The sequence below is a fragment of the Pseudoalteromonas sp. CO325X genome (genome assembly GCF_004208955.1).
Classification (GTDB): Bacteria; Pseudomonadota; Gammaproteobacteria; order Enterobacterales; family Alteromonadaceae; genus Pseudoalteromonas; species Pseudoalteromonas ruthenica.
The window spans coordinates 37,574-51,733 of sequence record NZ_SGPG01000009.1; the positions used below are offsets into that span (position 1 = coordinate 37,574).

The following is a 14,160-nucleotide window of genomic DNA, read 5'->3' on the forward strand; positions in this document are numbered from 1 at the left end:
AGGGCTTGACCCTACACTATCTACTAGTTAAAAGCCTTCACACCGCTCCCGCCAAGCCGTTTTAAAGTCGCTTTTTATTGTGACTAGAAATTCGTGCCAAATTGAGAATGCCTGCTGAAAGTACTCCATATTCTTCTCTTCATCTTCATATTGATAAAGCAACGTAATTAAAGGGCAATGCATGTACAACATAGTTCCTTTAAAAACATGGAAAAAGTGCGGATGCGCAGACTTTCTGTAAGCATAAATAAGCCGTTGCTGTGCCTTGAGAATAGCCGCAGCCTCAGCTCGAGTAGAAAACTCTCGCTCACCGATTTCGATTAAATAATGGCACAGAGATTCAAATTCAGCTATATCCACAGCTTGGTCATCTGTTGATAATTCGACTTGCTTGAAAAACCCAGATTTGATCTTGGATTGGACACTTGCTTTATCAAGTACGGGGCAGTCCTCTAGCCATACATCCTCTGCTCGCAACGGCGCTGCTCCATTTATTTTTGCGCCAGAACCAATATTATAATATTGACGATTCGGATAATGAGCTATCAACCCTTCTAGCATATCTTTAGAGGTTAACAGCAAATTCGTCGCTTTAATTTTTTCTCCGAAGTTACCCTCTATTTCATGCCTTGGGTTTTCATGTGCTTTGTACTTACCTTTGAGCTTATCATCGCGATAAATACTGAGTTTAGAGTGGCTCACTCCTTGAGCGACATAGCCATTGTCAACTCCAGCAAAGTAAGTTGTATTAAAACCAAACATACTGGCGAAAGAGAACGCCGTATTAGAAACCAATGGACCAGCGTTAGGAAGGCTGTTCATTAAAATTCCATACTTTTTTTGTGTTTGACTTTGAATCATCACACTCGACGCTTCAGGACCTTTAAGTCCCATTCCTGTCCAACCATATAAATCAGGAACTTCAGGGTACATAACATCAACCATCAATAGGTTTAAGTTGCTGTAACCTTCTTCTGGCATGACATCAACGAGTACATCGTAAGTATTTTTCGGACGTTCCACTAGCACATGAAAGTCGGGGGTTATTCCCGCTTTCAACAATGATTGAAGTGCAGTACCGGCCGCTAGGATAATCACACGATCTTGATATTTCTTCAGAATTGGCAGGGCTTCATCTAATGAAGGACCGTTCCCAACTACAAAAACAGGAATATCTTGAATTTCCTGCGTCGAGGAGTCTGACTGGAAGAAAAAAGGAATATTGGATTCTATATTATCCATCGCATGCGCTAACCCAGTCGTCGCATCGTTGTAGAACCCAAACCCTTCTTGAAGCTCATAATAACGCTCAAAGAACCCCTTAATCGCAGTATTTATACGCTCAGATGGATAGTGTTGGTAGCAATAACTATTAATTAATGAGAAAGCGCCAATGTCTTGAGCCGTTCCTTTAAGGCCTTTAAAAAAATCATCAACTTCTACACCGATATAAAGAAACAAACACCCATCTCTTTTATCTATATCCCTGATAATCTTGTCCCAATCAATACAAAATAAGCTGGCGTAAAACAGCTCGATTTCAGGCTCGCAAATAAAGAGGTAATCAAATTGGTGATCTTCCAGAAGAACAGGAAGATGGTAACCCAGCCCCAAACCAAACATTAAGCAAGTTGGATAGCTCTCGGGTAACGCCTTCAATACCGCTTTGTCTTTCTCGGAGATGTCATGCAACTTGTTATATAGCTTACACATATATTGCATGTGAATACGCTCATCAGCTTCGGCTAAACGCCCTCTGTATGCTGTCTTCCCAAAATAAGGTTGTTCGGTGTACCTTTTTACCTGAGCTTTTGCTTGGGCCAAGGGATCATCGCCGTATAATGGCATCACTTGATCTTTCATGTAAAAATTAGCATGGCCAGAGCGAGTGACATGCAGGCAAAAATCTGGCCTCGGCTCAAAGTCGATAATTGCTTGATAAAGGTCTGGATAGTATTTCTCAAAAGCTGACAAATTTTTGGCGAAGCGCAGGTTCGCCTCTTCTGCAAATATGGCTTCTCGTTGTGTTACATCTCGCGCTGTTTCTAGCTTTTCCTCTGCTTCTCGCAGCAAGTCTTCTATGGGAGCATTCTTATCTTGTGTCATGAAGCAATCCGACAAATAAAATTAAGTACCTTTGCGATCAGTTTAGCAAACTACGTACCAATTTATATCTTAGGATTCAATATTTAACGGGGGATTTCGTAGGCTTTGAGTTTATTTTGATTGGTCGTAAAGTTTGACAAGTCTTTTCTTGTCTTGTCACGAGCGGTATTAATTTCTTGAGCTAGATTGAGAAGCTTGGTGTGAATAGCCGACAGTGCTTGTTGGTTGTCTATTATTTCCTGTTTCGATAGCGCACGTATTTGCTTGTCTATCTGCTGATATAATTCAGCCCCATCGGCGTAATCACCAGAGGATAGCTTTTCCTCTAGTGAAGTTAATTGCTCTTGAATAGTAATGACCTTAGCCAAGCTGAGCCTCTTTCGTACTTAAGGTTTGTTCTCTCACATCCACGGGAATACTATCCCAAGCAGACTTTATTTCTTTGAGTAGAGTGATAACCTCGTCCACTTTATCAACGTTATTTTCCACGCTAGCATCGATTAACTGATCAAGCATGTATGAATAAAGAGCGTATAAGTTTTCAGTCACTTCCCCGCCGACTTCAAAATCCAAACACCCACGCAGCGCTTCGATAATCGAAGAGGCTTTACCTAAATGTTCAGCTTTTGCTTCAAAGTTTTTATGCTCTATGGCCACTTTTGCATGAACCATTTTCTCTACGGCGCCAGCCATAAGTATCTGAATAACTTCATACCGGTCAGCGCCTGCTAAACGAGTTTTAAGTGCTTCTTTTTGGTAGTTTTTAACTTTTGCATTATACATAATTCATAGCCTTACTGAGATGATGATTTGCCGCCACCGAAGCCCGGTAAACTGGCTAATTGAGCGCCTAGGTATTGCTGAGTCGAACTCATTTGTGCCAATAAAACATCTAGATTGGAGTATTGCTTGCGTAGACGCTTTTCCAACTCGTCCATTCTATACTGATGGTCTATTACATCTTCTTCCAGATCATCAATCTGATTATTAATGTCTTCTTCGCGGGTTTTTAGAATGCCACCCGAATCAACAAACGACCCAAGCAATTCGTCAAGCTTCTTTGCCACACCGTTTTCACCTGCAAAAGCCTTGCCAATATCATCATAATTGGTATCCATAGCTTCATCCAAGCTGCGAACTAAGCTGGACTTTTCTAAATAGCCTTTGTCATCTACACCCAAACCAATATCAAATATACTGGTAAATGGCCCTGCATCGGTCAGCTCACTTGATAGTGTACTAACGAGTTGGTCACCCAAGGAGCGCATTGTTGCATCACCGCGCAACCCTACTTGACGTGTCTCATCGTAGCTTGTGTGATAGGCGATGGTGCCAACTAAGTTGTTATAATCTTCAATAAATTTGTTTACTAGCTTACTGACGCTTTCTCTATCAACGCTTACATTAATGCCTGCACTTTCTCCGGCCTCACTTACCTGCTTAGCGGTGATAGTCATGCCTTGCACGGCATCTTTAAACACATTGCTGTCGTTAACAATCTCGATACCATCTACGGTGATTTTAGCGTCTGTCGCTTCGTCTCCCGCCGCAATGCTCATGCCTCCTGCACCGCCACCATTAGCGACCGTTGAGACAGCGTCAAGTTCGGCATTGTCATTGGTAATAACAAGATCATTACCCGATCCAGTTTCGTTTGAAGTCAGCACTAATTTAGCTTCACTACCCGTGTTGATAATGTTTGCAGTTACGCCAAAGTTCGTGTCTGAATCGTTAATAGCGTCACGTAAATCTGATAGCGTGGCTCCAGCATCCAAGGTTACATCAAAGCTTTTGTCACCAGCTCCGAAGCTCAACGTACCACCGGATGCACTGACTACGGCCGTATTGTCAGCAAAAGCATTGGCCGCTGACATGGCACGGCTGCCTTGAGCAAGCTGCTGAACCTGCACATCAAAGTTACCTGGTGTTATGTCACTTGAAGGGCTAACCGAGATAATATCGCCACTAGGGGGCTGTGAAATATCAGCTAATCGCTTGTTGAAGTTATCAGGATCACTCAGTTTCTCCATGGTGTCTTTTAACTTAGACAATGCTGACTTAACGGCACCAATAGAAGATAGTTCAACTTGAAGGCGCTCGTCTTTTTGGATGAACTTCTGCATTTTAGGAACATTTTCAGCCTCTATAGACGCACTGATAATGCTCTCGAGGTCGAGACCCGAGCCAATGCCCGCCTGTGTGATTAATGGCATAAAAACCTCCTAATTCTGTTTTCGTTACGCAGATTGGTCAAAGAATACACCGCGATTATCAAGTTTATCGGCAAATTCTTCTAAAGCTTTAGCTATGTCGCGGAACTCTTTCGGAGGGATTTCCCGAATAACCTCCTCACTTTCACGATCCACAACCTTTACAACGGGTGGGTCGCCAAGCTCGTCAAATTCAAAAATCAAATTAGTTGATCTAATTGGAACAAATTCATTTAATTTTTCTAAACTTTCACGTAGCTCTTCACTTTGCTTTTGCTGCTGTTCAAATAACTGCTCTGCAACTGATTGCGATTGTTCACGCGGCACGTCACTGGTTGATGACTCTTCAGCCTGCACCTGTGACTGGGGCGCTAAATCAGGTTTCTGAACCGTTTGTTCAGACGCCTTATTTTGATTTTTCGTCACGTTACTTTGCAAAATACTTGCCGTATCTTGACTAAGATTTATTTCAGCCATGAGTTCTCTCCAACTTCACATAGTAGAAGTATAAGCCATAACCGACTAATGGTCAGTTATGGCCCAACTCTATCAATTAGCCAAGTAGCGATAGAGCGACCTGAGGACGCTGGTTCGCTTGGCTTAGAATTGACTGACTTGCCTGTTGCAAGATTTGGTTTTTAGTCAGTGCGGCTGTCTCAGCAGCAAAGTCGGTATCTTTAATACGCGAACGTGCAGCACTTAAATTTTCCGAGATATTCGCTTGGTTACGAATCGTTGATTGGAAACGGTTCTGTACTGCACCGAGCTCGGCTCGTTTCTTATCAACTACCGCAATCAACGAGTCCATACCTGCCATCACTAATTGTGCATTCGCTTGAGTAGATACAGACAGCGATGAAGCTGCTGCGAACACTGCGCTAAACTGCATATCAGCAAGAGTAACCGTAGAGTCCATACCTGAGATGGTACTTACATCCCCTGCGGTATCTAAAACACCATTTGTACCTTGAAGCGTTTTACCGGTTACCGCTGAAGCAATCGCTGCAATACCCGAGAGCGTAAAGCCACCATTTGCTGTTAGCGAGTTATCACCATTAGCCGATGTGCCTACTTCCTTCATACTGAAACCGATGGTTTGCACCGCATCAGCACCTACTTGGAAGCTCGCTTCATAAGAACCATCAAGAAGATTTTGCCCACCAAACGTGGTATCGGAAGCAACTCGGTTAGTTTCTTCCATCAAAGCACGGATTTCTTCTTGTAGTGCTAAACGGTCTTCATCAGTGTTTGAACCGTTCGCAGCCTGTTGCGCTAATGTACGAACACGCTGGAACATGCTAGTTACTTCATCCATCGCACCTTCAGCAGTTTGTGCTAAAGAGATACCATCATTGGCATTTCGGTTACCTTGGGTAAGACCATTTACTTGGCCTGTCAAACGGTTTGAGATTTGCAAACCCGCTGCATCGTCCGACGCGCTGTTGATCCGAAAACCAGAAGACAAGCGCTTGAAAGATGTATCAAGCTCATTACCCGAATTCATTAACTGACGCTGCGCATTGAGCGAGCTAACGTTCGTATTTACATATAAAGCCATATTAGCCTCCGCTTTATCTTAATTTTATGAACCTAAGCGAAATACCCCTATTCAGCTTAGATTCACGATAAGAACTAGAGTTACAGTTCTCTAGCTCTGTTATCGACAGATTAAACGAAGGCTTTAATAACTTTTTTAAAAATACGAATAAAGTATCAACTTATCCTTGCAGCAAGCTCAGCGCTGCCTGCGGACGCTGGTTCGCTTGACCAAGAATCGTCTGACTTGCCTGCTGCAAGATTTGGTTCTTGGTCAGTTTCGCAGTTTCCATAGCGAAGTCTGCATCTTTGATACGTGATTTTGCAGCACTTAAGTTCTCAGAAATATTTGCTTGGTTGCGAATGGTCGCTTGGAAACGGTTTTGTACCGCACCTAATTCCGCCCGTTTTTTATCTACAACAGCAATAAGCGAATCCATCCCTGCCATGACCAACTGCGCATTTGCTTGCGTAGATACAGAAATAGATGTGGCTGCAGCAAATACCGCACTAAATTGCATATCAGCGGTAGTAATGGTGGAGTCCATACCTGATAACGTACTCACATCAGCTGCTGTGTCTAATACACCATTGGTACCTTGAAGAGTTTTGTTAGCAACAGCCGAAGCAACTAGCGCGATCCCCGATAGAGTAAAACCACCGTTAGACATCAATGAGTTATTACCTGCGGCCGAACTTCCTACCTCTTTCATACTGAAACCAATTACTTGCACGGCATCCGCTCCCACTTGGAAACTAGCCTCATAACTACCATCAAGTAAATTTTGGCCACCAAAGGTAGTATCAGAAGCAACGCGGTTAACCTCCGCAGATAGCTGGCGAATTTCTTCTTGAATAGCAAGCCTATCTTCGTCAGTGTTAGAGCCGTTCGCTGCTTGTTGAGCAAGTGTTCTCATACGCTGGAACATGGATGTCACCTCGTCCATCGCACCTTCAGCGGTTTGCGCTAAGGAGATACCATCATTGGCATTTCGGTTACCTTGGTTTAAACCGAGGATTTGTGACTGCAAACGGTCAGAAATCTGTAAACCTGCCGCATCATCGGCAGCACTGTTGATACGCAAGCCAGAAGACAAGCGTTTGAACGAGGTATCTAACTCATTACCAGAGTTCATTAACTGACGCTGTGCATTAAGCGCACTGACGTTGGTATTTACATATAAAGCCATAATAGCCTCTCTTTCACTCTCAATTAGGTTATTAACCGCTGCTTGCGGCGAATTGTTTCCACACTAGGGCGGATCCTTTACGCCGCTTTCAGAGGGGGCTTGGCAATTATTTGCCGTTAAAAACCCGCGCTAGCCGCGTATAAAAGTAAGTGAGCAATAAGTGGGCCAATATGAAAAAAGGGCCGTAACGGCCCTTGTGTTTGAGAGTGAAATCGACTGCCAAAAAATTGTTATACTTTTTGGCATAATAGCTGCTTATACTGAATGAAGTTGGGAGGGATGTAGCACCCTGCCCAACTTTGGGATTTTTTTAGCAATTAGCTTCCGCTTTAAAATCCAACTTTGCGCCCTTGCTAATACCCCATCAGCAAGGGCGCTTTTCATTTTACCTATCCAAGAAGACTTAATGCTGCCTGTGGACGCTGATTTGCCTGGCTAAGAATGGTCTGACTTGCCTGTTGCAAGATCTGGTTCTTAGTTAGGTTAGCGGTCTCTTGAGCAAAGTCTGCATCTTTAATACGTGATTTCGCCGCATTCAAGTTTTCAGAGATGTTCGCTTGGTTACGAATCGTTGATTGGAAACGGTTTTGTACTGCACCGAGCTCGGCTCGTTTCTTATCAACTACCGCAATCAACGAGTCCATACCTGCCATCACTAATTGTGCATTCGCTTGAGTAGACACAGACAGCGATGAAGCTGCTGCGAACACTGCGCTAAACTGCATATCAGCAAGAGTAACCGTAGAGTCCATACCTGAGATGGTACTTACATCTCCTGCGGTATCTAAAACACCATTAGTACCTTGAAGCGTTTTACCGGTTACTGCTGAAGCAATCGCTGCAATACCCGAGAGCGTAAAGCCACCATTTGCTGTTAGCGAGTTATCACCATTAGCCGATGTGCCTACTTCCTTCATACTAAAACCGATAGTTTGTACCGCATCAGCACCTACTTGGAAGCTCGCTTCATAAGAACCATCTAGAAGGTTCGTACCACCGAATGTGGTGTCAGACGCAACGCGGTTAACTTCATCCATCAAGGCACGAATTTCTTCTTGCAGTGCTAAACGGTCTTCATCAGTGTTTGAACCGTTCGCAGCCTGTTGCGATAGAGTACGAACACGCTGGAACATGCTAGTTACTTCATCCATCGCACCTTCAGCAGTTTGTGCTAAAGAGATACCATCATTGGCGTTTCGGTTACCTTGATTCAGGCCCATGATTTGTGAACCTAAACGGTTACTAATTTGTAGACCTGCCGCATCGTCAGCTGCGCTGTTGATACGAAAACCTGATGATAAACGCTTGAACGAGGTATCTAACTCGTTACCTGAATTCATTAACTGACGCTGGGCGTTCAGTGAACTTACGTTAGTATTTACATAAAGTGCCATGTCATTTCTCCCACAGTAAACTTTGAATTTACTCTCAAACTGTCAATTACTAAGCGAAAGCTTGCTTTTTGACGTTTTGCTAAGTTACTTAGGTTATCGGGCGAGCACTTTTTTCCTTTAGTATTTTTTTATACTTTTTTTCAACACTATGAATTTAAATATAAAAATTAATAACTTTACTTATAAGTTGATAACTTTGAGGCAGGAGAAGAGCGAATAGTTATAGGAACAAAAAATAAAAAAGGGCCTTGCGGCCCCAACCACAAATAGCAACCTCAACTAACCGATATAGTCAAATAAGGATAAGTTCGACAAGCGGTTAAAAGTGGCCTGCGAAGCCTGCAGTGCAGTCTCATGACGAGTTAACTCAGTCACCGCTTCAGCCATATCCACTTCAACAAGATCAGCTTTAGCCTCTTTGTTATTAATATCAACATCGGCATTGGAGAACTCAATGCGCTCGGCCGTATTTAAGCGCCCACCTAGGCCAGCTTGAGTCAGAGACACTTGATTTTGAGCGCTGCCCAACTGTACTAAGCCATCAGCTAGAACTTGATGGTAGTCCTGCATAGCCAAACCCGGGGTGGTAATGTTATTAATCAAATCCTCAAGGGTATTAAGCACGTTGTCTCGCCCCGGCGGGGCCAAATCGAAGGTCGCCTGTCCAGGAGCTGCGCCTTGAATATCAATTTCCATACCGGCAAACTTAATCGGCTCACCGGGAGTGTAGGTCCCAGTAACCGCAGGCGTTAATGGCGCCCCGTCTTGCAGTATTTGATAGCTATCAGGAGGACCGGCCGTGATATCTACCGTCATCGTATTGGCGGTTGCGCCAGCGGCTGGGTCTGAGTTGTAATTTTGTTTATGAAATTGGTCAAAAGCGTTTTGTTCGTTCACATACACCGTTGCCGAAGTCACACCGCCGCCGGGTGTTGCTGTATTGCTGTCAACATTTAAACGCGTGGGTACTTTTTCAAAAACATCGAAACCGTTGTCTGATGATTTAATGCTCACCCCTTCGGCAACCGTAACTTTATGTTGGCCTTGGTCGCCACCATACTCGTAACGCCCACTTGCACTATTAAACTGGTAACTCTGGTTGTTATCTTGATAACCAGAGAAGATAAACTTACCGTCTTCAGACTTGGCATTCATCAAATCAAGCAAGTTAGCCTGGATGGCTTTTAACTCTTCCGCTAAACCTTTACGGTCTTGCTCTGTTAATGCACCATTACCAGCCTGTACGGTAAGCGTATTAGCACGTTGAATAGAGTCTTTAATGTTTTTAAGGACACTGTCTTCTGTCTCTAAACGACTGTTGAGCAAATTAAGGTTCTTGGTGTATTGCTCGTTACTGGCAATAGCATCACCATATAGCATGGCTCGCGTTGTCGCAGATGGATCGTCGGATGCAGTTAACACGCGCTTTTGCGTATTGATCTGCTCTTGTGCTTTGGCAACCTTAACCTGGTTTTCTAAAATACTGGTTAAGCCTTTTTGATAAATTTGATTATTGGATAAACGCATATTACTTACCTCGCGGAGCTAAGCAGGCTATCAAACACCGTTTGTGCTGTAGAGAGCACACGCGCTGATGCCGCATAACTTTGTTGAAAGCGCAGTAAATTAGCCGCTTCCTCATCTAAATTGACACCTGACATCGACTCATACCAAGCGTTCGATTGCTCCTCCAACGCAGAGAAAGCCGCATGACTGGTTTGTGCTTGGCTAGTTACAATCCCTATATCAGTCACTATACCTGCGAATGCCTGGTTGAATGTTTTGAGATTATCGGCGCTGCCGCTGCTGAGCACATTTTCTCGCACTAACTCTTCGCTTTGTAGCCCAGCGAGTGCCAGGCCATTACGGTTATCGTCAAAACCCCCGGTGTTAAACTCGAGGCTAAACGTATCACCTGCAGCCGGGTTGCCTTCAATATTAAAGTCAAAGCCATAGTTAGCGTACGGTGCTCCTGCTTGAGCGAGCATATTTTCAGCAGGCGGTGTAATGGTAAAAGTCGTTGTGCCATTGCCATCGGTAATCGTGTACTCGTTAGGATTACCTGTTTTTTGCAAGCTGATTGGCCCGTTCGTTAAGCTTGGCGGCGGGCCCACAGTGATGCCGGTTGAGTTGGCAATATCAGTCACCGATCCGGGAGAAATTGCCGCTTCACTGACATTATTTAACGCTGTTTCGGTGCGAATTGGCGACGCTAATGCCAGCTTTTCTGGCCGCGTGGTTGCCAACCCAACATTACTGGCTGCAAAGGCATTTAACTTGATATCAAAGCTATCTCCCGCCGCTGGCGCACCAGTTACATCAATATCTAAGCCATAAGACTCGCCACTTGTTACTGTGGTTGAGTCTATCACTCCAGCCGTTACGTTGGCCGTCGACGGCGTACCGATAGGCTCACCTTTATTATTAAGGGGCACTATCTCTACGGTTGTTGGCGAAGTAAAGGTAACACGGAAATCCGTTGCCGGAATCTCTTTGCCCATTCCCTGCTCTAAACCAGCCTGCAAATTGCCCGACCCCGCATTAGCGGCAAATGGTAAGCCGTTGACGGTGGGCAAAGTGAACAGATCACCGCCTATTTCACCGTTGGCGTCCATCCCCAAGCGGTTTTGCTGATTGAAGGCGTCGGCTAATGATAAGCCCATTTGTCCTAGCTGATTTTGCGCCGGTATAAGTACCTCATCTCGATAAGCCAACAGGCCACCAATCTCGCCTTTTAAGCTGTTGGTATCAATCTCTAAGCTATTGGCTTGCCCGGAGGTCACATCAAGGCGAAGTTCCTTAAGGTTCGGATCTGGGTCGCCATTTAACGAGAACAAGTTAAAGCTACCATTTTCCATAACCAAGGCTTCACCTGTGGACATGAACACCAATTTTTCACCGTGAGGTCCGTCAAGTGTTTCTAGGTTCATTAGCTCTGAAAGATCTTTAATCGCTTTGTCGCGCTCGTTATAGACCGAGCTGGCATCAGCTTGATCTTTCTTGCCATGAACAGCGGTAATTTGGTTGTTCAGCTCACTAATTTTCTCAATTAAGCCATTGGCTTCATCAGCAAGGATCCCAAGCTGATCATTCACCACACTCTTTTGTTGCGACACAATCCCTGACAACCTATCCATCTGATTAACAAAGTTTTCCGCGTTGGTGAAGAACAACGAGCGGGTAACATTGTTAGAGGGCTGATTCAGCGCCTCTTGCAAATTATTAAACATGCCATTGATTTGCGTAGACAGGCTATTGGACTCCTCAGAGAACTGGCTATCAATACGCTGTGCTTCCTCCATAAAGCGCTCAAAGAAGGAGCGATTAGAGGTATCTCTATTGAGTTGCTGTTGTGCAAACTCATTGAGCAAACGATAGGTTTGCCCACGGCCGACCTGATTGTCGAAGGTGGTGCCATGCTCTGTACGCTCGCGCACGTAGCCTTCGGTATTAATATTGGCAATATTTTTACTGGTAGTATTAAGCAGCTCGGTATTGGCACGAATGCCTGAACTGGCAATGTTTAGTAGGTTAAATGACATGATCTACTCTCCTTGCCTTAGCAGATCACCGGCTAGGGCGCGTAATTCGCTTTGTCCTAACACACGTTTAATTTTCTCTGCATACTGTGGATCGGTGGCGTAGCCAGCTTGTTGTATAGCGTCGATAAACTGATGAGGCTTATCGGCCACATCTAAAGCCTGCTGGTAACGGGGATTAGTTTTTAAAAATGAGACAAAATCATCGAAACTTTGTTTAATAGAGTCATACACTCGGAACGGTTCTTTACGCTGAACCGCAACTCCTCCTTCATACTCTAATGTTGGTTTAACAGTCGCTTCCCCCTGCCAGTCACGGTGCGCTTTGATATTAAATAAATTGTTCGAACTTTCGCCGCTCGCAGTTTTAATAATGTGCTTGCCCCAACCAGTTTCCAATGCTGCTTGAGCAACCATAACACCGGGGTGCACACCGATTTTACCAGCTGCTTGACGGGCAACGTCCCACACCCCTTCGACAAACTCCTTGGCATTGGCGAAATCGGCTTTGTGAGCGATAGGAGATGCCTCAGTGTATTGTTCTTGAGTTTTCACTTGCGCGTTGTTTAACCGCGCATCACGCAAAGCTGACGCAGGCATATAGCTGTCTTTTTGTGGCGATAACTGTTGCACAATCAAATCGGCCAAGCCCAGTGAGCCATTCGCCGATAACTCACTGGAAAGCTGCTGATCATGCATGTCTTGGAAGTATTTAACGCTGCTGGCATTAAACGGACTGTCTTCGTCTTCGAAGGCTTCATTGGCTTTGCGCATGCTTTTGAGCAGCATTTGCGTAAAGATAGACTCAAACTGCTGCGCTGCTTGCTTTAGGGCCGCGCGCTCGCCGTCGCTGCCGGCTGGCTGTTTTAACGCATCTTGACGAAGCTTATCTAAGCTATTGAGATCGAAGACGCTTTGCGTTTGCAGTTGGTTAGCATCCATAAGACTGACAAAGTTATGACTAGATGCAAAAACTAAAGCAAAAAACGTACCACTGACTTTATAGCTCTGATTAACAAGAACTTAGATGGCTATAAAAACAGCAAACCCCAAGGCTTTGGGCACTTGGGGTTTGCTGTTGCAGTATCAGATTTAAATGACCACCAACTGACCATTAATAGCACCAGCCTCTTTTAACGCCTCAAGAATGGCCATTAAATCTCCCGGTGCGGCGCCCACTTCATTAATTGCGCGCACAAGATCATCTAAACTCACCCCGGGGTCAAAAACAAAGGCACGCGAGTCGTCTTCACGCACATCAATAATACTTTGATTGGTAACCACCGTCTCACCCTCGGCCAATGCATTAGGCTGCGACACTTCTGCATTTTCGGCGATGGTCACCGTGAGCCCGCCATGAGTAATAGCCGCTGGCTGCAACTTAACATTTTTGCCAATCACTATGGTACCGGTACGGGAGTTGACAATGATTTTCGCAGCATTATCGGCAGGAGTGAATTCAAGGTTCTCCAGCGTCGATAAATAAGCGACTCGTTGCGAAACATCACGTGGGGCAGTTACGCGCACTGACGCCGCGTCCATTGCCATTGCGGTATTCGGCCCGACGAGATTATTAATGGTATCGGATAAGCGCTTCGCGGTAGTAAAGTCAGGACGATTAAGGTTAAAGGTAATGTAATCCCCTTGGGTAAAGGGGCTTGGGATCGCGCGCTCGACAATGCCGCCATTAGGAATTCGCCCCACAGTTGGCGTATTGACCACCACACGTGAGCCATCAAGCCCTTGCGCGCCTAATCCACTGACAACTAAACTACCTTGAGCAATAGCATAAATATTACCATCGACACCTTTCAAGAAGGTTTGCAATAAGGTACCACCGCGTAGGCTCTCAGCACTGCCTACTGAAGAGACAGTGACATCCATACTCTGGCCGGGTTTGATAAACGCCGGCATATCCGCATGAACGGCAACCGCTGCAACATTATTAATCTTTGGCTTGAGGTTGGCCGGCAAAGTAATGCCAAAGTTATTCAACATCGCTTTAAAGCTTTGTTCGGTAAAGCGGCTCTTCTCTCCCGTGCCAGGCAGACCCACAACCAGACCATAACCCACTAACTGGTTACTACGTACGCCCTCAACCATGGCCACATCTTTGACACGCTCGGCAAAACTTTGCCAGCTAGTCAACGCCATGCAGAACACGATAAGGTTTAACCATTTCATG

Annotated in this window: 12 protein-coding genes; all 12 read right to left on the reverse strand. The window is 44.9% G+C overall.

Going from position 1 to position 14,160, the window contains the following annotated elements:
* Window positions 1-27: 27 nt before the first annotated feature.
* The gene (locus EXT46_RS02885; RefSeq protein WP_130145108.1) at window positions 28-2,106 is read right to left on the reverse strand and encodes a 6-hydroxymethylpterin diphosphokinase MptE-like protein; all 2,079 of its coding nucleotides are present in this window, start codon (window positions 2,104-2,106) and stop codon (window positions 28-30) included.
* 83 nt (window positions 2,107-2,189) lie between these two features.
* A complete protein-coding gene (locus EXT46_RS02890) occupies window positions 2,190-2,474 on the reverse strand; it encodes a hypothetical protein (RefSeq protein ID WP_130145110.1) in 285 nt (94 codons plus the stop codon).
* A complete protein-coding gene (gene fliS / locus EXT46_RS02895; RefSeq protein ID WP_022944856.1) occupies window positions 2,467-2,889 on the reverse strand; it encodes a flagellar export chaperone FliS in 423 nt (140 codons plus the stop codon). The genes EXT46_RS02890 and fliS overlap by 8 nt, the downstream gene beginning before the upstream one ends.
* Window positions 2,890-2,900: 11 nt before the next feature.
* Window positions 2,901-4,319: a flagellar filament capping protein FliD gene (fliD, locus tag EXT46_RS02900; protein ID WP_022944857.1), complete on the reverse strand. Its 1,419-nt coding sequence runs from the start codon at window positions 4,317-4,319 to the stop codon at window positions 2,901-2,903.
* 24 nt (window positions 4,320-4,343) lie between these two features.
* A complete protein-coding gene (locus EXT46_RS02905) occupies window positions 4,344-4,793 on the reverse strand; it encodes a flagellar protein FlaG (protein ID WP_130145112.1) in 450 nt (149 codons plus the stop codon).
* Window positions 4,794-4,869: 76 nt separating this feature from the next.
* On the reverse strand, window positions 4,870-5,874 hold the full coding sequence (locus EXT46_RS02910) for a flagellin (protein ID WP_130145114.1): 1,005 nt from the start codon (window positions 5,872-5,874) through the stop codon (window positions 4,870-4,872).
* Between the two features lie 160 nt (window positions 5,875-6,034).
* Window positions 6,035-7,042 (reverse strand): flagellin, encoded by a 1,008-nt coding sequence (locus tag EXT46_RS02915; RefSeq protein ID WP_022946272.1) that lies wholly within the window; start codon window positions 7,040-7,042, stop codon window positions 6,035-6,037.
* 389 nt (window positions 7,043-7,431) lie between these two features.
* Window positions 7,432-8,436: a flagellin gene (locus EXT46_RS02920; RefSeq protein ID WP_130145116.1), complete on the reverse strand. Its 1,005-nt coding sequence runs from the start codon at window positions 8,434-8,436 to the stop codon at window positions 7,432-7,434.
* A gap of 279 nt (window positions 8,437-8,715) precedes the next feature.
* Window positions 8,716-9,963, reverse strand: a complete 1,248-nt coding sequence (gene flgL, locus EXT46_RS02925) for a flagellar hook-associated protein FlgL (protein WP_130145118.1) — start codon at window positions 9,961-9,963, stop codon at window positions 8,716-8,718.
* A 5-nt stretch (window positions 9,964-9,968) separates the two neighbouring features.
* Window positions 9,969-11,978, reverse strand: coding sequence for a flagellar hook-associated protein FlgK (flgK, locus tag EXT46_RS02930; RefSeq protein WP_130145120.1), 2,010 nt, complete (start codon window positions 11,976-11,978; stop codon window positions 9,969-9,971).
* Between the two features lie 3 nt (window positions 11,979-11,981).
* Entirely contained in the window at window positions 11,982-12,917 is a 936-nt protein-coding gene (gene flgJ / locus EXT46_RS02935; protein ID WP_130145122.1) for a flagellar assembly peptidoglycan hydrolase FlgJ, read from the reverse strand.
* 150 nt (window positions 12,918-13,067) lie between these two features.
* On the reverse strand, window positions 13,068-14,159 hold the full coding sequence (locus EXT46_RS02940) for a flagellar basal body P-ring protein FlgI (protein WP_022944051.1): 1,092 nt from the start codon (window positions 14,157-14,159) through the stop codon (window positions 13,068-13,070).
* Window position 14,160: the final 1 nt, after the last annotated feature.

Excerpts from the sequence above, each read along its gene's own strand:
- flgJ (WP_130145122.1), bottom strand. The coding sequence starts at position 12,917 with ATGGATGCTAACCAACTGCAAACGCAAAGCGTCTTCGATCTCAATAGC.
- EXT46_RS02920 (WP_130145116.1), bottom strand. The coding sequence starts at position 8,436 with ATGGCACTTTATGTAAATACTAACGTAAGTTCACTGAACGCCCAGCGT.
- flgL (WP_130145118.1), bottom strand. The coding sequence starts at position 9,963 with ATGCGTTTATCCAATAATCAAATTTATCAAAAAGGCTTAACCAGTATT.
- EXT46_RS02905 (WP_130145112.1), bottom strand. The coding sequence starts at position 4,793 with ATGGCTGAAATAAATCTTAGTCAAGATACGGCAAGTATTTTGCAAAGT.
- fliD (WP_022944857.1), bottom strand. The coding sequence starts at position 4,319 with ATGCCATTAATCACACAGGCGGGCATTGGCTCGGGTCTCGACCTCGAG.
- flgK (WP_130145120.1), bottom strand. The coding sequence starts at position 11,978 with ATGTCATTTAACCTACTAAACATTGCCAGTTCAGGCATTCGTGCCAAT.
- fliS (WP_022944856.1), bottom strand. The coding sequence starts at position 2,889 with ATGTATAATGCAAAAGTTAAAAACTACCAAAAAGAAGCACTTAAAACT.
- EXT46_RS02910 (WP_130145114.1), bottom strand. The coding sequence starts at position 5,874 with ATGGCTTTATATGTAAATACGAACGTTAGCTCGCTCAATGCGCAGCGT.
- EXT46_RS02915 (WP_022946272.1), bottom strand. The coding sequence starts at position 7,042 with ATGGCTTTATATGTAAATACCAACGTCAGTGCGCTTAATGCACAGCGT.
- EXT46_RS02885 (WP_130145108.1), bottom strand. The coding sequence starts at position 2,106 with ATGACACAAGATAAGAATGCTCCCATAGAAGACTTGCTGCGAGAAGCA.
- EXT46_RS02940 (WP_022944051.1), bottom strand. The coding sequence starts at position 14,159 with ATGAAATGGTTAAACCTTATCGTGTTCTGCATGGCGTTGACTAGCTGG.